This is a genomic window from Geminicoccaceae bacterium (assembly GCA_020638465.1).
GTDB lineage: Bacteria > Pseudomonadota > Alphaproteobacteria > Geminicoccales > Geminicoccaceae > JAGREO01.
Window position 1 is genome coordinate 1,886,700 of sequence record JACKIM010000002.1, and the last position, 17,501, is coordinate 1,904,200.

At 65.1% G+C, this 17,501-nt stretch carries 17 protein-coding genes; 5 read left to right on the plus strand and 12 right to left on the minus strand.

All coding sequences use genetic code 11. The features are described from left to right. Positions 1-26: 26 nt before the first annotated feature. From H6851_19095 to H6851_19120, 6 genes are all read right to left on the minus strand, one after another. The gene (locus H6851_19095) at positions 27-1,313 is read right to left on the minus strand and encodes an amidohydrolase family protein (GenBank protein ID MCB9945717.1); all 1,287 of its coding nucleotides are present in this window, start codon (positions 1,311-1,313) and stop codon (positions 27-29) included. A gap of 1 nt (position 1,314) precedes the next feature. Next, positions 1,315-2,253, minus strand: a complete 939-nt coding sequence (locus H6851_19100) for an ABC transporter permease (GenBank protein MCB9945718.1) — start codon at positions 2,251-2,253, stop codon at positions 1,315-1,317. Next, positions 2,250-3,179, minus strand: coding sequence for a DMT family transporter (locus H6851_19105; protein MCB9945719.1), 930 nt, complete (start codon positions 3,177-3,179; stop codon positions 2,250-2,252). The genes H6851_19100 and H6851_19105 overlap by 4 nt, the downstream gene beginning before the upstream one ends. Next, complete coding sequence (locus tag H6851_19110; protein ID MCB9945720.1) at positions 3,176-4,222, minus strand: ABC transporter permease; 1,047 nt, start codon at positions 4,220-4,222, stop codon at positions 3,176-3,178. Before H6851_19110 ends, H6851_19105 begins: the two co-directional genes overlap by 4 nt. Further along, positions 4,212-5,732, minus strand: a complete 1,521-nt coding sequence (locus tag H6851_19115) for an ABC transporter ATP-binding protein (GenBank protein MCB9945721.1) — start codon at positions 5,730-5,732, stop codon at positions 4,212-4,214. The genes H6851_19110 and H6851_19115 overlap by 11 nt, the downstream gene beginning before the upstream one ends. A gap of 79 nt (positions 5,733-5,811) precedes the next feature. After that, the gene (locus tag H6851_19120; protein ID MCB9945722.1) at positions 5,812-6,804 is read right to left on the minus strand and encodes a BMP family protein; all 993 of its coding nucleotides are present in this window, start codon (positions 6,802-6,804) and stop codon (positions 5,812-5,814) included. A gap of 251 nt (positions 6,805-7,055) precedes the next feature. Between H6851_19120 and H6851_19125 the strand changes: the two genes are divergently transcribed. Continuing rightward, entirely contained in the window at positions 7,056-7,949 is an 894-nt protein-coding gene (locus H6851_19125) for a 3-hydroxyacyl-CoA dehydrogenase (GenBank protein MCB9945723.1), read from the plus strand. 132 nt (positions 7,950-8,081) lie between these two features. On the opposite strand, the gene H6851_19130 is transcribed toward H6851_19125, so the two are convergent. Beyond that, entirely contained in the window at positions 8,082-8,675 is a 594-nt protein-coding gene (locus H6851_19130) for a hypothetical protein (GenBank protein ID MCB9945724.1), read from the minus strand. A 161-nt stretch (positions 8,676-8,836) separates the two neighbouring features. After that, positions 8,837-9,070, minus strand: a complete 234-nt coding sequence (locus H6851_19135; protein ID MCB9945725.1) for a DUF4170 domain-containing protein — start codon at positions 9,068-9,070, stop codon at positions 8,837-8,839. Positions 9,071-9,268: 198 nt separating this feature from the next. On the opposite strand from H6851_19135, the gene H6851_19140 reads away from it, so the two are divergent. Next, positions 9,269-10,384: a M20 family metallopeptidase gene (locus H6851_19140; protein ID MCB9945726.1), complete on the plus strand. Its 1,116-nt coding sequence runs from the start codon at positions 9,269-9,271 to the stop codon at positions 10,382-10,384. 6 nt (positions 10,385-10,390) lie between these two features. Here H6851_19140 and H6851_19145 read toward each other — a convergent pair whose 3' ends face one another. Next, complete coding sequence (locus H6851_19145; protein ID MCB9945727.1) at positions 10,391-11,131, minus strand: hypothetical protein; 741 nt, start codon at positions 11,129-11,131, stop codon at positions 10,391-10,393. A gap of 252 nt (positions 11,132-11,383) precedes the next feature. On the opposite strand from H6851_19145, the gene H6851_19150 reads away from it, so the two are divergent. Further along, positions 11,384-13,894: an EAL domain-containing protein gene (locus tag H6851_19150; protein ID MCB9945728.1), complete on the plus strand. Its 2,511-nt coding sequence runs from the start codon at positions 11,384-11,386 to the stop codon at positions 13,892-13,894. A 16-nt stretch (positions 13,895-13,910) separates the two neighbouring features. Here the strand turns inward: H6851_19150 and H6851_19155 are convergent, their stop codons facing one another. Beyond that, positions 13,911-14,738, minus strand: a complete 828-nt coding sequence (locus H6851_19155) for a metallophosphoesterase (GenBank protein ID MCB9945729.1) — start codon at positions 14,736-14,738, stop codon at positions 13,911-13,913. Further along, entirely contained in the window at positions 14,731-14,991 is a 261-nt protein-coding gene (locus H6851_19160) for a sulfurtransferase TusA family protein (GenBank protein ID MCB9945730.1), read from the minus strand. The genes H6851_19155 and H6851_19160 overlap by 8 nt, the downstream gene beginning before the upstream one ends. Positions 14,992-15,048: 57 nt before the next feature. Between H6851_19160 and mobB the strand changes: the two genes are divergently transcribed. Then, the gene (mobB, locus tag H6851_19165; GenBank protein ID MCB9945731.1) at positions 15,049-15,549 is read left to right on the plus strand and encodes a molybdopterin-guanine dinucleotide biosynthesis protein B; all 501 of its coding nucleotides are present in this window, start codon (positions 15,049-15,051) and stop codon (positions 15,547-15,549) included. Further along, positions 15,546-16,799 (plus strand): molybdopterin molybdotransferase MoeA, encoded by a 1,254-nt coding sequence (locus H6851_19170; GenBank protein ID MCB9945732.1) that lies wholly within the window; start codon positions 15,546-15,548, stop codon positions 16,797-16,799. Before mobB ends, H6851_19170 begins: the two co-directional genes overlap by 4 nt. 17 nt (positions 16,800-16,816) lie before the next feature. On the opposite strand, the gene H6851_19175 is transcribed toward H6851_19170, so the two are convergent. After that, positions 16,817-17,488 carry an RraA family protein gene (locus H6851_19175; protein ID MCB9945733.1) on the minus strand — a complete coding sequence of 224 codons (672 nt, stop codon included), beginning with the start codon at positions 17,486-17,488 and terminating at the stop codon, positions 16,817-16,819. Between the last annotated feature and the right edge of the window lie 13 nt (positions 17,489-17,501).

A 17,501-nucleotide genomic window follows, 5' to 3' on the forward strand; every position in this document is an offset into this window, starting at 1 on the left:
AAACCGTTGACGACAGGCCGATCCGGTCAACCGGCATGCCGCCGTCGCAGGCCGACCGACGCGGGCCGCCCTTCGAGATCGAGGCGGGTCTGGCGGCGCGGCGTCTCGGCCACGACCCGTCCGCCACGCAGGACCGCCAGCCGCGTCGCCTTGAGACGGATCGCCTCCACCGGATCGGCCGCATCGAGGATGACGAGATTGGCCGCACAACCCGGCTCCAGCCCATAGGCGGGAATGCCCATGATTGCGGCCGGTATGCGCGTGACGGCATCGAAACAGTCGTGCATGGCGTCGATGGACGTCAGATGGGCCGCGTGCACGGCCATGTGCGCGACTTCGAGCATGTCGCCGGAGCCGAGCGAGTACCATGGGTCCATCACGCAGTCATGGCCGAAGGCGACAGGAATTCCCGCCTCGTGCATTTCCCCGATACGGGTAAGGCCGCGCCTCCTGGGATAGGTGTCATGGCGTCCTTGAATGCAGATGTTGATGAGCGGATTGGCGATCGCGGCCACCCCCGCCTCGGCGATGAGCGGAATCAGCTTGGATACGTAGTAATTGTCCATCGAATGCATCGAGGTCAGATGCGATCCCGCCACACGCCCGCCAAGACCCAGCCTTTGCGTCTCGAACGCCAGTGTCTCGATATGCCGCGACATCGGATCGTCGGTCTCGTCGCAATGCATGTCGACCATCAGCCCGCGCTCTGCGGCGATTTCACACAATTCGGTGACCGAACGCGCACCGTCGGCCATGGTCCGCTCGAAATGGGGAATGCCGCCAACCACATCGACACCCATGTCGAGCGCACGCATGAGATTGGCCCGCGCGGTCGGCGAGCGGTAGAACCCGTCCTGCGGGAAGGCGACGAGCTGGAGGTCGATATAGGGCGCCACGCGTGCCCTGACATCGAGCAGCGCCTCCACCCCAAGCAACCGGTCGTCACAGACATCGACATGGCTGCGGATCGCCTGGATCCCCTGGGCGATCGCCATGTCGCAGTAGGTCAGCGCCCGGTCGATCACCGCGTCATGGGTCAAGAGCGGCTTCAGCTCGCCCCACAGGGCTATGCCCTCCAGCAAGGTGCCTGAATGGTTCAACCGCGGCAGCCCGAGGGAAAGCGTCGCATCCATGTGGAAGTGACAGTCGACGAAAGGCGGGCTGACGAGGCAGCCGTCGGCGTCGATCTCGCGTGTCCCCCGTGCCTCGATGCCCGGCCCCACCACCTGGATCAGCCCGTCCGATATGATGAGATCGACCCCCACTTCGCCGCTCGGAAGGTTGGCACGACGGATGACCAGATCGGGCTGCATCTTACCTCTGTCCCTTGACATAGGCCCGCATGAGAGCACGCGGACAGGCTGCACGGCGCGACATCAACACCAGTGCGGCAATGCTGAGAAGATAGGGCATCATCAGGAAAAGCTGGTAGGGCACATTGCCGCCCACCACCTGTTGCAGGCGCACCTGATAGGCATCGAAGGCGCCGAACAGCAAGGCCCCGAGCAGCGCCTTTCCCGGATTCCATGAAGCGAAGACGACAAGGGCGATGCAGATCCATCCCCTGCCGTTGACCATCTCGAAGAAGAAGGCGTTGAAGGCTGACATGGTGAGGAACGCACCGCTCATGGCCATGAGCGCGCTGCCGGCCATGAGCGCGCCGATGCGCAACCGATAGACGTCGAGCCCCTGCGCCTCCACCGCTGACGGATTCTCGCCCACCGTGCGCATGGCGAGCCCAAGCGGCGTCCGGTACAGGACGAAGGCTATGACCGGCACCAGCAGCAGGGCGAGGAAGGTCAACGCGGTCTGCTCGGCGAGCACCGGGCCGATCACGGGAATCGGCGACAGGAACGTCCAGGGCTGGAAAGCCTCGATACGCGGCGGGCTCGATACGTCGGGCAGCACGACGCGATAGGTGAAATAGGCGGTCGACGAGGCCAGCAGGGTGATGCCGATGCCGGTGACATGTTGCGACAGCCCGAGCGGCACCGTGAGCAGGCCGTGCAGCAGACCGAAGGCCATGCCGATGAGAGCGGCAAGGAGCAGCCCCGTCCACAGGTCGGCGCCAAGGTGGACGAACAGCCAGCCGCTCATGGCGCCGATGGTCATGATCCCCTCGATACCGAGATTGAGCACACCGGCCCGCTCGCAGATGAGCTCCCCCAGCGTGCCCATGATGAGCGGGGTGGCGATCCGCAGCGTGGCCGCCCAGAAGCTCGCCTGCAGGAAGATCTCGAGCGCCTCGTTCATGCGCCGCCCTCCGGCTGGACAAGAGATGCCCGGCGATGTTCACGATAGAAGATGACGACACCGGAGGTAATGATGACGAGACCGCCGGCGACCCCGTTGACCGTCGGCACATCCCCCCAGACGAGATAGCCAAGCGTCAGTGCCAGCAGGATCGCCGTGTAGCGGAAGGCGGCGACGAAGGATATCTCGCCGGTCCGCACGGAGCTCACCAGCAGGGTATGCGCTGTCGCCACGAAGCCGGCGCAGATCACGCTGCCGATCCAGTCGGTGGCGGTCGGCACCACCCAGTCCCCCAGCGGCGCGGTCAGGAGACCGGCGACAGCCACGAACAATGCCGAGGTCAGGGCCACCGCCCTTGCCGGCAGTCGCGGCGGAATCATCCGGGTGACAACGTCCCGACAGGCCATCATCAGGGCTCCGGCGACGGGAAGCAGCATCAACGGGTCGAAATCGCCGCCCGGGTCGGCGACGAGGACCACGCCGGCAAACCCCGCCAGTACCGCCAGCCAGCGCGGCAACCCCACCCGTTCACCGAGGAAAAGCGCCGCGATGATGGTCAGGAAAACGGGCGTGGTGAAGACAAGCACCGTTGCTATGGCCAGCGGCAGCAGGATGATGGCGGTCAGGAAGACGAACGTCACCGCAAGGTCGATGACGGCCCGCAGCACGTTGGCCCGCTCGAACAGGTCGGAGCGGCACGGACGCTCGCCGCGCCAGCGCATGATGAGGAACAATAACACGACCACCACAAATCCCCGCATGGCGAGAAGCTGTCCGATGGGAACGGTGTCACTCAGGAACTTGATCGTGGCATCATTGGCGGTGAAGAACGCCGACGAGCCCACCATCAACATGGCCCCCCTGATGTTGTCGGGCCGGGCGGGAGGGGCAGCGACAGTCGCCGATGGAATCGAAGACGAGGTCATCGGCGGATCCGGTAGCGGGTGACAAGACCGGCCAGCAGCATGGTCAGCAACGAGGTCGCGACAATGAGATTGGCAATGTAGCTCGAAATGCCGATGGCCCGGCTCATGCTGTCGGCCCCGACGAAGATGCCGGCGACGAACAGCGCGGAAACCAGGACACCGAGCGGATGCAGCTGCGCCAGGGTCGCCACGACGATCCCCGCATAGCCGTAGCCCGGTGACAGGTCCTGGGTAAGGTAGCCCTTGAGACCGGCCACCTCGCCCACCCCTGCAAGTCCGGCAAGGGCTCCCGAGATGATGGCGACCTTGAACATCACCCGCTCGACCGGAATGCCCGCATGGCGGGCCGCATCGGCGTTCGCACCGACGGCCCGCAATTCGAAGCCGGTACGCGTGCGCTGGACGAGAATCCACATGGCCAGGGCGAGAAACACGGCGAGCAGCAGTCCCGCATGCAATCGGGTACGTTCGATCAGTCGCGGCAACAGCGCCGTTTCGACGATCGGCGGCGATTGCGGCCAGCCCAGGCTCATGGGGTCCTGCAGCGGCCCTTCGAGCATCATTCCCACCAGCAGCAGGACGACGAAATTCAGCAACAACGTCGTCACCACCTCGTCCACGCCCAGCCTTACCTTCAGCCATGCCGGCCCCAGCATCCACAGAGCACCGGCCAGCGCCCCGGCGATCAGGACGAGCGGCATCATCAACATGGGGGGAACGTCGACGACCCCGGTACCGATCGCCGTCGCCGCCAGCGCACCCATGTAGAGCTGCCCCTCGGCTCCGATGTTCCACAACCGGGCACGAAATGCGACGGCCGCGGCAAGGCCGGTCAGCATCAGCGGGGCGGCGCGGGTCAGCGTTTCGCTCAGGGCGAAGCGCGTTCCCGCCGCACCCTCGAAGATGAGGCGATAGGCGGCGGGCACATCGGCTCCGGCAAGTGCCAGAGGCAGGGCGCACAGCGCCAGTGCCAGCGCCGCGGCGGCAACCGGCGCACCGATGGCCAGTGGCCAGGGAACATGGCTCCGGGGCTCAAGCCGCATGGTCGACCGCTCCGGCCATCATCAGACCCAGTCTCCCGAGATCGGCCTCCTCCCGGCTGACGGGCGGGCTCAAGCGGCCGCGGTGGATGACGGCAATCTCGTCGCTGATGGCAAGGATCTCGTCCAGATCCTCGGAAATGAGCAGGATGGCCGCACCATGTTCTCGCGCCTGCAGCAGATGCGCATGGACCTGCGCCACGGCACCGACATCGAGTCCGCGCGTCGGCTGAGCCGCGAGGATCAATTGCGGGGCACGGTCGAGCACGCGGCCGAGGATCAGTTTCTGCATGTTACCGCCGGACAGCAGGCGGGTCGGGGTATCGATGCCGTCGCAACGCACATCGTAGGTCTGCACCAGCATACCGGCCCGTTCGCGCATCGCCGCGATCCTCAGCAGGCCGAAGCGGCGCCACCTGGGTGAATCATAGTCTTCAAGGACCATGTTCTCCCAGACGGCCATGTCGCCAACCACGCCCTGGGCATGCCGGTCCTCCGGTATCCTGCCCACCCCGTTGCGCATGAGCGCCCGCGGATCGGCGCCGGGCCACGCCCGGCCATCGAGCCGCATGATACCCCGATCGGGCCGCAATGCACCGCCCACGAGCCCCTGCAACGCCCGCTGGCCATTGCCGGATACCCCCGCGATCCCGAGGACACGACCCGAGTGCAGGACGAGATCGACCTCGACGAGGGGCTCACGCGCCGATGCGATGCTGACCCCGCGCATCTCCAGCACCGGAGCGCCTGCCACACGCGACATCGGCAGGGGCATCGCCACCTCGCGATCAACCATGGAACGTGCGAGAACCGCCTTGGTGACATCGGCCGTGCGCGCCTCCATCACCTTGCGCCCGTGCCTGAGAACCGCCACCCGGCTCGACAGGGCCATGACCTCGTCGAGCTTGTGGCTGATGAAGATGATCCCGAGGCCACCTGCGGCCAGCTTGCGCAGGGTGACGAACAGGCGATCGGCCTGCTGCGGGGTGAGCACCGCCGTCGGCTCGTCCAGGATCAGCACGCTGGCATTGCGATAGAGGGCCTTGAGCAGCTCTACCCGCTGCTGCTCGCCGATCGACAGATGGCCGACCATCTCGTCCACAGGCACCTCCAACCCGGTCTCGGCGATCAGTGCGTCGATCCTCGCCCGGGCATCGCGCCGTTTCTGGCGAAAAGCAAAAAGAGGTTCTGTTCCCAATATGATGTTGTCCATCACACTGAGATTGTCCGCCAATGTGAAATGCTGGTGAACCATGCCGATCCCGGCAGCGAGAGCAGCCCGGGGCGATCCCGGCATCAGCGGAATGCCGTCAAGCAGCACACTTCCCTCATCGGCGACATAATGCCCGAAGAGAATGCTCATGAGTGTGGTCTTGCCGGCCCCGTTCTCGCCCAGCAGAGCCAGCACCTCGCCCCTGTCCAGGGCGAGGTCGATGGCATCATTGGCCAGCAGCGCGCCGAAGCGCTTGGTCACACCCCGAAGCTCAAGATGGGGAACGGTATTCAGGGGCATTGTTCCCCGCAATGAAAAGCTCCCGGAACGAACAGGGAAACTGCCGCACCCGCAGATTCCATTGAATGCGGCAGCAGTCTCATCGTGTCGGCTTTGGCTCTTCGTCGTTGATCCCGACCTTGAAACTGCCCGACCTGATGTCCTCTTGCACCTTTTCGACCCGCGCCAGCAGGTCTTCCGGCACGAGAACCTTGTCCATCGGCGCTATCGAGCACCCGCCCGCGCCGAGATTGCTGTACGGCCCGTAATTCTCGGCGGTGAACTCGCCGGCCCTGATACGCTCGATCGCATGATCGACGGAGGGCTCCATGTGCCACAAAGCGGAGGCCACCACCGTTCCGGGATATTCTTCCTGTGTATCGATGACGTTGCCGATGGCCAGCACGCCGCGCTCCTTCGCGGCATCGGATACACCGTAACGCTCGGCGTACATCATGTCCGCACCGCCATCGATCATCGCGAAGGCCGCCTCCTTGGCCTTCGGCGGATCGTACCACGAACCGATGAACGTCACCATGAACTCGGCATCCGGCCGGACCTCCCTCACGCCGTCCATGAAGGCGTTCATGAGGCGGTTGACCTCGGGGATCGGATAGCCGCCGACCATGCCGATCCGGCCGCTCGCGGTCTTCGCTCCCGCCACCAGCCCGGTGAGATAGGAACATTCCTGGATATAGTTGTCGAATACCGAGAAATTGGGCGCCTGCGGTTCGAAGCTCGACCCCATCAGGAAGGAGGTGCCGGGATAGTCGCCGGCCACCTGGCGCGCCGCGCGTTCCACCCCGAAGACCTCGCCCATGATCAGCTGGTTGCCCGCCTCGGCATATTCGCGCATCACCCGTTCATAGTCGGTGTTCTTGACATTTTCCGAGTAGGTGTAGGCAATGTCTCCTCGCTCGGCTGCCGCGTTGAGCGCCTTGTGAATGCGGCTGACCCATTGCTGTTCGACCGGCACGGTGTAGATGGCTGCAACCCTGATCGGTTCGGCCGAGGCGGGGGATAGCGAAGCGCTCGCCATTCCCACGGCGGCCGCCGCCACCAGCAAAGCCCGTCGAGTCCAGTTCGAACCCATGTTTCCCTTCTCCACCTTGGATATCCGATGGACGTCATCGTGCCCGCACCATTCCCGATTGGGAAGGTGTTTTACGATGACCAGGCGGAGTACAGCCGGCCCGGAGGTCCCCCGCGCTCCGGCCACGGTCATGGAACCCTCTCCCGGACTGGGGCGTTGTTGCTCGGCACGGTTTCACATCGCTGGCAATGGATTTCCGCAAGATGGAAACTCCTGCCGGCTGTCCGACAACCCCAGACTGGGACAATCTCATGTCACAAGGTCACGATCTGATCATCCTTGATCCCGGATCGAAGAAAATCCTGCGTTGCGATGAAAACGGAAAAGTGATCCGGGTCCTGCGCGACGATCTCGACAAGTTTCCCGACGGCGTATGCATCGATCACCCCAACGGCCATATCTACATGACCCGCATGGGTGAATACGATCAGAAAACCGGGACATCGTTCGGCTTCGACGGATCGATCTGGCGGATGGACATGGACGGTTCCGACTTCATCGAACTGGTCGGCAGCGACCGCACCCGCACGCCCAAGCAGCTCAAGCTCGATGTTGACGGCGGCAAGATGTACTGGTGCGACCGTGAGGGGCTCAAGGTCAAGCGCGCCAATCTCGACGGCAGCGACCTCGAAGTCCTGGTCAGCACCGGCAAGGTACCGGATGACGAAAGGGACGAGAGCCGCTGGTGCGTCGGCATCGCCATCGATTTCGACAACCGGCTCGTCTACTGGACCCAGAAGGGCGATGCCGACGGCGGCAAGGGCAGCGTCCGCCGCGCCGGCCTCGACCTCCCCGGCGGGGAGAGTCCCGAAGACCGGAGCGATATCGAGGTGCTCTTCGACAACCTTCCCGAGCCCATCGACCTGGAACTGGTCGGCGGCTATCTCTACTGGTCGGATCGCGGCAACCTGCCCGGCGGCAATTCCGTTTCCCGCGCGTCGGTTTCCGCCGACGGCAAGGTCATCGGCAAGCCCGAAATCGTGATCGAGGGGGTTGGAGAAGCCATCGGCTTCGTCATCGACCGCGAGCACAATTATCTCTTTGTCAACGACATCTCCGGGAAACTCTATCGTTCGGCGCTCGACGGCTCGAATCTGACGGTGCTCGGCCAGTTCGGCCAGCTTACCGGCGCGACGCTGACCTGATCGTCCGGGACGACAGGATCGCATGGCGACATGGCCGGAAACCCCCGCATTCGAGCGACTTTTCCGGCCGGTCGTCCCGGTTCATCGTGAATGGCCCACCACCATCGCCGGCAGGCCCGCCCGCCCCTTGCCTCAGCTTTGCGGTTCGACCGTGACCGCGATGGCCTCGGTGTAACCGATCTCGACCTTGTCCCCCTCGACCAGCGAGGCGGCAAAGTTCTGCATGCTCGCGTCGGTCAGGGTGAAGGTCGAGACAGACCCGTCGACACGGCGAATGGTGACGTTGTGGGCCTTGGCATCGTACGACACGAACTGCACGACTTCGTGGATGGCCGTACCGCCGAGCCCGGCGGGCATCGCCCCCTCCGGTGCCGTGATCACCCTGGCTTCGGCATCCGTCGACAGTTCGGCGTCCGAACCTGCAAGCACCGCCACGACCGCTGACTCATAGCTGGCGCGGACGACATCGCCGACCCTCAGTTCGTCGAAATTGCGCACGTCGTCGCCGGCGACGATCCTGTTCTGGCGGCCGTCCTCCGTCTGGAGCGTGATTTCACGGGTGGCCGGATCGATGGCCGTGATGGTGGCGCTGGAAGTATCTTCCTGACGCACGCTGGCAGCCGTGACCGAATGCGCCATCGTGTCCGGCTGGGTGTCGCCCTGGCAGGCGGCAAGGGCCACGGCCAGCACGGGAAGGGCGAAGAGGTGACGATAATGACCTGACATGGGCTTTCCGCTGGGTTGGGAATGTCTCATCCAGGCAAATGGACCCATCTGCCGGACGACAATCCGGGGGCGATTGGCCGTGATCTACAGCAAACCCGTATCCGGCTCAATGCGGCACAATTCGCCCATCGGCAACCGCCCGGCCCTGACGGCCGCCGCGACTAGCCCTTCCCGGATTCCTCATCGGGATCGAGCAGGCGGTGGAGATGAACGACCACATAGCGCATCTGCGCATTGTCGACGGTGGCCTGCGCCCGGGCCCGCCACGCCGCTTCCGCCTTGGCGTAACTGGGATAGATGCCGACGATATCGAGCTTGTCGAGATCGGCGAATTCGAGCTTGCCCGGATCGGACACCTCGCCGCCGAAGACGAGATGCAGAAGCTGTTTGCTCATCGGATCCTGTTCCCTTGCTTGCGGAACCCACGCTGGTCGCCCTGCCTATGCCACGAAAAGCGCCGCGGTTGCAACGACATGCGATCCCGTTCGCTGATCGGATGCATTTCCGGACCGTTCAGGCCGTTCCACCTGGACGGAAAAGACACTACGAGTGGAGAGAGACAGACAGGCATCCGACGGGGAGGAAGAAAGACCATGCCAGACGCCGTGAAACTTCTCGAAGAGATCAGGGCCTGGGTCGAGATCGAGACCCCGACCAGCGCGCCGCAGGCCGTCGAGCGACTGATGGACCGGGTCGCGGCCGGTTTTTCCACGCTGGGAGCCCCGGTTTCCTGGATCGAGGGCATCAACGGCCGGGGCAAGCACCTTGAGGTCCGCAGCCCATGGGGCGGCGACGGACCCGGGATTCTCATCCTCAGTCACCTCGACACCGTCCATCCGGTCGGTACGCTGGCCGACCGCCTGCCCTTCCGCATCGAAGGCGACCGCGCCTACGGCCCCGGCATCTACGACATGAAGGGCGGAGCATTCCTCGGCTTTGCCGCCTTTCGCGAACTGGTGCGCGAGGGCAAGCCGACACCGCTGCCCCTGCGCTGGCTGTTCACGTCCGATGAGGAGGTCGGAAGCCCTACATCGCGGGATCATATCCGCAAGGCGGGAGACCTGGCCCGGTACGTGCTGGTGACGGAACCCGGCCGCGACGGCGGCAAATGCGTCACCGCACGCAAGGGAACGGCCCGCCACGCGATCCACTTCACCGGCCGCCCGGCCCATTCCGGATCCCGTCACGCCGCCGGACGAAGTGCCATTCGCGAGATGGCCCGACATATTCTCGAACTGGAGGCCATCACCGATTACGAGGTCGGCATCACCACCAATGTCGGCATCGTCAGCGGTGGCACGGCGGTGAACACCATACCCGAGCAGGCCCGGCTCGATCTCGACCTGCGCTTTCCGAGCGAGGCGGCGATGAACACCGCGCTTGCCGCCGTCAGGAACCGCGTCAGCCATGACCCCGATGTCTCGATCCGCATCGAGGGCGGCGTCGACCGGCCGCCCTACGAGAAGAGCCCGGCCACCGCCGCGCTGTTCGAGCATGCGCGCGTGCTTGCGGCCGAACTGGGATTCGAACTGGACGACACCATGTCCGGCGGCGGTTCGGACGGCAACTTCCTTGCCGGCCGCCTGCCGGTCCTGGATGGCATCGGCGTCGATGGCGATGGTGCACATACCTACCATGAGCACCTTCTCATCTCGTCGATTGTCCCCAGAATGCAATTGATGAAGCGTTTGATGGAAACCCTGGAATAGGGCGTCCTACGACGCAGGCCCGAGGAAACCGCGCTCGCAGGCCGACAGCAGCGTACCATCGGCGTGGGCCGTGTAGGTCCGGACGGCCAGCGGCACGAAGCGCAAGGTGGGGCGCTGGCCGTCCGTTCTCGGCAACCACTGGTCCAGAAGCTGCCTGACGCCTGCGGGGTGCGCCGTCATCACGGCACCGATGCCGGAGAACAGCGCCCTGCAGGCGGCAATGCGCGCGTCATCGCCGGCGATGACGCCGGCCGCCCCCGCCACTCCGGTCATCACCAGGCCGGCCCCGGCGTCGAGCATCGCCACCGCGTCCGCGGGCCCACGGACATCGACGATCGACGGCAGGCCATGACGGCGGGCAGCGTGGATCATTTCATAGACAGGAGGTATCGAACGCCCTTCGGCGAAACTATCAGTCGTGAGATAGAGTCCTATTGAAGAACGATCGGCCAGCGCCCCTTCGAGTTCGTCCCTTCCGACCCTGTCCAGCGATCCCACCTCCCTGACCCCGCCTCCACCGAGGCGCAACAGGCTGCGCGTGGGTGCTCCGCGGTCGTGATCGTGGGCCCTGAGCATCACGACATGACGGCGATGCCCGCCATGTCCATGGCCAGTGGGGGCATGCGACAGCGAAGCCGCAGCGAGTGCAATGGCAGCGGCCCGCGACTGACAGAACAGCGCTGCTGCCGCCTCGATCTCCAGCGCAACGAGAGCTTCGGCCTCGTGCCCGTCATCACCACCGGTCAATCCATCACACTCCCGCCGGAAAAGGAACCACCCGCCAGCGCGTCGGGCACCTCACCTCCATTGTCATACGGAGCGAAAACGGTCGTGGGAAGCCTGCATGACAGCCATGCCGTGCCATTAACAGATTGGTAATCGACATCTCCACATAATCGGCACCGCAAGTCACCAGATCGGAACATGATGTCCTTTCGGCACAAGGCAGGCAGCACGAGTTCGATGGAAGTCGAAAGGAGATCTTCCGGCGAAGCTCGCATGTCCTGGATCAACCGCAGATCGGGTGCCGATCCAAGGCCGGCCACGACGACATTGCAGCAGCTGTTCGATCAGATCCCCGTTGGAATTTACGAGACGAACACGGCCGGGCGGCTGGTGTCGGCCAACCGGGTGCTGGCGGACATGCTGGGATATGCCTCCCCGCGCATGCTGCTCGCCAATGTCCGCGACTTCTGCCGCGATGTCCACGCCGAGCCGGCCGATCGCCGGCAGTTCATGGATATCCTGCGCAACGAGGGCGCTGTCGCGCATTTCGACTGCCGGATGACACGGGCCGATGGCAGCGAGCTTCCCGTGTCGATCAATGCCCGTGCGGTACGCAATGCCTCCGGCAGGATCCGCGGCATCGTCGGTGCGGTCTGCGACATTTCCCTCAAGGTCGAGGCGCGGCTCGCGCGGGAACGGGCCGAAGCCGACTATCTCAGCCTGTTCGACAACGCCATCCACGGGATCTACCGCACCTCCGCGAAGGGAGACCTGCTCGCGGCCAACCCCGCCCTGGCACACATATGCGGCTACAATTCGCCCCAGGAGCTCATGTCCGCCTGCAACGGTGCGCAAGACGGCCCGACAGCGCCCTATGTCGACCCTTCCCGGCATGAAGATTTTCGCCTGCAGATGGACCGCAATGGTTCCGTCGCCGATTTCGTATCCCGGTTGCGCCGTCGGGACGGGGAAATCATCTGGATCCGCGAGAATGCCCGGGCGGTCCATGACGGCGATGGCGAACTGCTGCACTACGAAGGCACCGTGGAAGACATCACGGCCATCCGGCAACTCGAAGAGTCGCGGGAGCTGCAGGCGCGCGCGGCCGTCAGCGGCATTACCGACGCCCTGCTCATCTACAGCAAGACCGGCGACCCGGTCTTCGTCAACAACGCGTTCGAGACCATGTTCGGTCATGACCTCGCATCGCTCAGGGATATCGGAGGCATCTGGAGGCTGACGGTGCACCCCAATGACGCCTCCCACATCTACGGCGCGATCAGGCGTCGCCGCGTCTGGAGTGGCGAGGTCGAGATCAATCTGGCGGGCGGCGGGACGCTACCGGTCGAGATGCGCCTCAGTCCCCTGCATGGCGATGACGGCCAGGCCCAGGGCGCCGTCATCATCTGCACCGACATCACCACCCGCCGCCAGGTCGAGCGCAAGCTGGTCGAGCTGGCCGGCACCGATCCGCTCACGGGCCTCCGCAACCGCCTGGCGTTCAACGAGCGTCTCGATGCCGCGGTGGACCAGACCTCGGGCTGGACGACCTCGCTCGCCGTCCTGTGTCTCGACCTGGACAGGTTCAAGGAGATCAACGACACGCTGGGCCACGCCGTCGGCGACGACCTGCTGGTGGCCGTTGCCAACCGCCTGCGCGACTGCTGCTCCGAAACCGATTTGCTGGCACGATTGGGCGGCGACGAGTTCGCCATCGTCCAGGTGGAAGTGGGGCAGCCCGAAGCCGCGAGGCGCCTCGCACGAAGGGTCGTCGAAAGCCTCGGGAGAGTGTTCCGTATCGGCGACCATCGACTTGAGATCGGCGGGAGCATCGGAATTGCCCTGTCCAACGAGATGTCCGCCGACACGAGCGAACTGATGCGCCATGCCGACATCGCCCTTTACCGGGCCAAGTCCGGGGGCGGCAATCGCTACCGCATCTTCGAGCAGACCATGCATCGCGAGCTCATCGCCAGGAGGGATCTCACGCGGGACCTTCGTGCGGCGGTCGAGAGCGGCTCCCTTACCGTCAATTACCAGCCACAGCTGAACCTGCAGAACGGCTCGGTTGACTCGGTCGAGGCTCTGGTTCGCTGGAAACACTCTACACGGGGAATGGTGCCACCTTCGGAATTCATACCACTGGCAGAGGAGTCCGAACTCATCTGCGATATCGGCGCCCTCGTCCTGCAACAGGCTGCGCGGGACATTGCCAGCTTCGAGAACCTCAAGGTGGCCGTCAACCTTTCGCCGGCACAGATCCGCCATGACGATTTCGACCGGCAGGTCTTCGACACACTGACAGAGGTCGGCTTGCCGACCGGCAGGCTGGTCCTTGAGATCACCGAGGGTGTGTTGCTCCATGATACGACCGCGACCCTGGCGATGCTTCACCGCCTGAAGGCGCGAGGTACCCGGATCGCCATGGACGATTTCGGCTCGGGCTACTCAAGCCTGAGCTACATCCGCCGTTTCCCCTTCGACAAGATCAAGCTCGACGGCGGATTCGTGGCCGGACTGGGCAGTGAACGCGACGCCGAGGCGATTGTCGGCGCGGTTGCCACACTTGGCACAAATCTCGGCATCAGGACCATCGCGGAAGGCGTTGAAACCATGGAGCAATTGCACCGGGTAAAACAGCTCGGTTGCGACGCGGCCCAGGGCTATCTCATTGCCCGGCCAATGACCATTGACGCCCTGCGACAGTTCCTGGCCCGAGATTGTTCCCATTTGCTCGACATGGACGAGACGGTCCCGGCACGCGACCACGCTGACGCCGACTGAACGGCACCTTCACCGGTCACGGGCCGTCGGTGGCCGAAGGCTCCTCGGTCCTGCGTACACGATCGAGTGAATAGGGCAGGATCTCGATGGGCCGAATGCCCTCCTCGTCGCGGCGGACCTGTATCGCCGCGACAATATGACCGTCCCGGCAGGTTTCCACTGCTGACAACGGTCCACACTTGCCGGCCGCACTGTCGATGTGAATCGCCCGCCCGCCCTGCACGCCCACCCTCTCCAGCAGGCAGTCATCGCAACAGGGATCATGGCCGATCAGGATGGACATGCCATCGGGTATCTCGTTGACCCAGCGATACAGGCGGATCGGCTTGCCGTCCGGCTTGCGCTGCCGTGCCGGCTGGCCGAACAACGCCCTGACGCGCAAGGGCTGCGGCATCGGATCGAGGTCGAGCATCCGGACGCCGAAACCGCCATGAACGACGAACAGGTTGCCGCGGCGCACGGCAAACGGTGCCGCCTCGAACGCCTCAAGGAAGCCATCGCGTATCGCCGGCCCGTGTTCGTGGGCCGCCAGCTGCTCCATCGTCACCTGAAGTGGCGTGGTGACCTTGACCATCCGTCCCTTGAGCGCCCGATACAGCTTGTCCTCGTGATTGCCCCGGATCCACAGACCCCGGCCGCCAGCCACGAGATCGCGCATCCGCGACAGGCAGCCGACACTGTCAGGGCCACGGTCGACCAGATCGCCGCAACTGACGAAGAAGAGACCGCGCTCGCGGGCATGGACGACCATCCGCTCCATCAGGTCGACATGTCCATGGATGTCGCCGACGACGAGCATACCGCGGAATGAAGGGTCGAGGTCGAGGTCGATCCGGTCAGCCACGGCGCATCCCAATGGTTCGATCGCTGTCGCATGATCGCGCAATGGTGATCACGAAGAGCCCGTCCTCCTCGCGGCTGTCGACCAGTTCGTGACCATGCTCGCCACACAGCGCCGCGAGGTCGCCCGGAGCCTTCGGGTCGGTTGCACGAATCACCAGCCGGTCGCCGCAGCCCATCGCCTTCAGCCGCTTTTGCGCTTTCAGCACGGGTAATGGGCAGCTGAGACCCCGTGCGTCCAGCTCATGCTCTTGCATCTTTGGTCCTGTCCTTGCATCTGTATCCCCTGCCTCAGGCAGGACAGAGGAGCGTCCATGCGGGTGATCGGTATCGTTGGCTGGAAGAACAATGGCAAGACCACGCTTGTCGTCAAGCTGGTGGAACACTTCACCCGGGCCGGCCTGAGCGTTTCCACGATCAAGCACGCCCATCACAGTGTCGAGATCGACAAGCCCGGCAAGGATACCTGGCGTCATCGCGAGGCCGGTGCCCGCGAGGTCCTGCTGGCGACATCGAAGCGCTGGGCGCTGATGCACGAGATGGCGGGAGAGGATGATGCGCCGCTGGATGAACTGCTTCCCCGGCTGTCGCCGTGCGATCTCGTCGTGGTCGAGGGCTTCAAGCGCTTTCCCCATGCCAAGATCGAGGTCCACCTGGTGGAACGGGGCCGGCCGCTGCTGGCCCATGGCGATCCCACCGTCGTCGCCGTCGCGAGCAACCACATCATCGACCCGCCCCCCCCGGTCCCGGTGATCGACATCAACGACATCGACGCGATCGCGGCCCTGGCGCTGGCCAGGGCGGAGCCGGCATGACCGTCGCCGACTGCTTCGACCACGACCCGGGCCTCGTTCCGGTCGCGGAGGCGCAAAGGCGGCTGCGCGAGCGGGTCACGACCGCGGTCGGGCGCGAACGGGTCGCGGTCGGGCAGGCACGCGGGCGCATTCTCGCCGAGGCACTGGTCGCCGATCGGGACATTCCGGCTTTCGACAATGTTGCCGTGGACGGGTGGGCATTGCGGTGGCAGCCGCCCATGGCCGAACGCCCGTTCCGCCTGCCCGTCGCCCGGGGGCGGTCGGCCGCCGGCGCTCCGCATATGGAGACTGTCCCCGAAGGGCAAGCCTTGCGGGTGCTCACCGGCGCGGTTCTCCCCGCCGGCACCGACACGGTGGTGCTGCAGGAGGAATGCCGCGTCGAGGACGGGGAACTGGTGTTGCCTATCCTGCGCCGGGGTGGCGGCAATCGCCGGCCACGCGGCGAGGACATGGCCACGGGCGACACGGTGCTGCGGTCCGGGCGCATCCTGCGTGCTCCGGACCTGGGTGCGGCCGCCCTGCTCGGGCTGGCGGATGTCTGCGTGTTCGAAAGGTTGTCGGTCGCCGTCCTTTCCACCGGCAACGAAGTCACCGAACCGGGAATGCCGCTGCCGCAAGGAGGTCTCTACGACGCCAATCGGCCCATCCTCATGGGTGCGCTCGCGTCGCTGCCGGTGAAGGTGACCGATCTCGGCCGCCTCGATGACAATCCCCGGCACATCGCCGATGTGCTCGGACAGGCGGCGTCGGATCATCACCTTATCCTCACTTCGGGAGGAGCTTCACAAGGCGATGAAGATCATCTGGCACAAACCATCGAGCGCATGGGACGCCTGCGCTTCTGGCGCATTGCCATAAAACCCGGCCGGCCGCTGGCCTTTGGCGAGATCGGCACGTCCCGCATCATGGGCCTGCCCGGCAACCCCGTCGCCGCCGCCCTGTGCTTCGCCTATCTCGCCCGCCCGCTGCTCCTGGCCATGGCCGGTGCCGGCTGGCACGCACCCCGCGGCCTGCTCCTGCCATTCGCCCGTGCCATGAGGAAACGCCCCGGCCGCACCGAACTGGTGCGCGTACGGCTGGTCGACGGCCCGGATGGCCCCCTCATGGAGAACATCGGCAAGCAGGGCTCCGGCGTTCTCACCTCGCTGACCGAAGCCGACGGTGTCGCCGAACTCGGCGACGACGTCACCGACATCCAGCCAGGCGACCGCCTGCCCTTCCTCAGCCTCGCCGAACTCGGCCTCGCCTGAGCCCGGCCGTTCCCGGATCAGCCCTTGCCCAGACGGGCCTCGACCATCTTCGACGCACCGGACATGTCGCCCAAGAGGGTACCCGAGGCCAGTTTCCGGTGCCCCTGCGGCTCGCTGGCCTGCTTGCCCAGCGCCCAGTCGATGTCGGCTTCGGCCTCGTCCACCGGCATCGCCAGCGCGCCGCTGAAATCGCAGACCACGACATCCCCCGGACGAACCACGGCACCGCCACAGGAAACCGGGACGTTGAACGCACCGCCGACATTGTAGAGCCGCGTGGTGATCGGCGAGGGTCCGCGGCACCACACCGGCAGGTCGTATTGCTCGATCTCCGGCACGTCCGTGCAGGTACCGTCGATCACCACGGCCGCGCAACCCGAAGCCTTGATCGCACAGGCCACACCACCGCCCAGGCAGGCATGCCTGTGATCGCCAAGGCGATCGATGACGAGAATGTCTCCCTTGCGCAAGAACCGGATGATGTGGTGCAGCAAGGTGGAATCCTGTCCGGGCAGTGCCAGGGTCACGGCAGTTCCGGCCACGCGCCGCCCCTTGAGAACGGGCTGTATGGCCGGGTCGATGAAGCCCATGAAGCGCCGATGGCCGATGGTGGCGGTCTCGACCCGACCGGCCTTCTCAAGGATCGCTGCCGGAACCGGCTTCGGCATGTCGCGGATATCGTAGGTCATGGTTCCCTCCTCC

Excerpts from the sequence above, each read along its gene's own strand:
- H6851_19095 (MCB9945717.1), bottom strand. The coding sequence starts at position 1,313 with ATGCAGCCCGATCTGGTCATCCGTCGTGCCAACCTTCCGAGCGGCGAA.
- H6851_19100 (MCB9945718.1), bottom strand. The coding sequence starts at position 2,253 with ATGAACGAGGCGCTCGAGATCTTCCTGCAGGCGAGCTTCTGGGCGGCC.
- H6851_19105 (MCB9945719.1), bottom strand. The coding sequence starts at position 3,179 with ATGACCTCGTCTTCGATTCCATCGGCGACTGTCGCTGCCCCTCCCGCC.
- H6851_19110 (MCB9945720.1), bottom strand. The coding sequence starts at position 4,222 with ATGCGGCTTGAGCCCCGGAGCCATGTTCCCTGGCCACTGGCCATCGGT.
- H6851_19115 (MCB9945721.1), bottom strand. The coding sequence starts at position 5,732 with ATGCCCCTGAATACCGTTCCCCATCTTGAGCTTCGGGGTGTGACCAAG.
- H6851_19120 (MCB9945722.1), bottom strand. The coding sequence starts at position 6,804 with ATGGGTTCGAACTGGACTCGACGGGCTTTGCTGGTGGCGGCGGCCGCC.
- H6851_19125 (MCB9945723.1), top strand. The coding sequence starts at position 7,056 with ATGTCACAAGGTCACGATCTGATCATCCTTGATCCCGGATCGAAGAAA.
- H6851_19130 (MCB9945724.1), bottom strand. The coding sequence starts at position 8,675 with ATGTCAGGTCATTATCGTCACCTCTTCGCCCTTCCCGTGCTGGCCGTG.
- H6851_19135 (MCB9945725.1), bottom strand. The coding sequence starts at position 9,070 with ATGAGCAAACAGCTTCTGCATCTCGTCTTCGGCGGCGAGGTGTCCGAT.
- H6851_19140 (MCB9945726.1), top strand. The coding sequence starts at position 9,269 with ATGCCAGACGCCGTGAAACTTCTCGAAGAGATCAGGGCCTGGGTCGAG.
- H6851_19150 (MCB9945728.1), top strand. The coding sequence starts at position 11,384 with ATGTCCTGGATCAACCGCAGATCGGGTGCCGATCCAAGGCCGGCCACG.
- H6851_19160 (MCB9945730.1), bottom strand. The coding sequence starts at position 14,991 with ATGCAAGAGCATGAGCTGGACGCACGGGGTCTCAGCTGCCCATTACCC.
- mobB (MCB9945731.1), top strand. The coding sequence starts at position 15,049 with ATGCGGGTGATCGGTATCGTTGGCTGGAAGAACAATGGCAAGACCACG.
- H6851_19170 (MCB9945732.1), top strand. The coding sequence starts at position 15,546 with ATGACCGTCGCCGACTGCTTCGACCACGACCCGGGCCTCGTTCCGGTC.
- H6851_19175 (MCB9945733.1), bottom strand. The coding sequence starts at position 17,488 with ATGACCTACGATATCCGCGACATGCCGAAGCCGGTTCCGGCAGCGATC.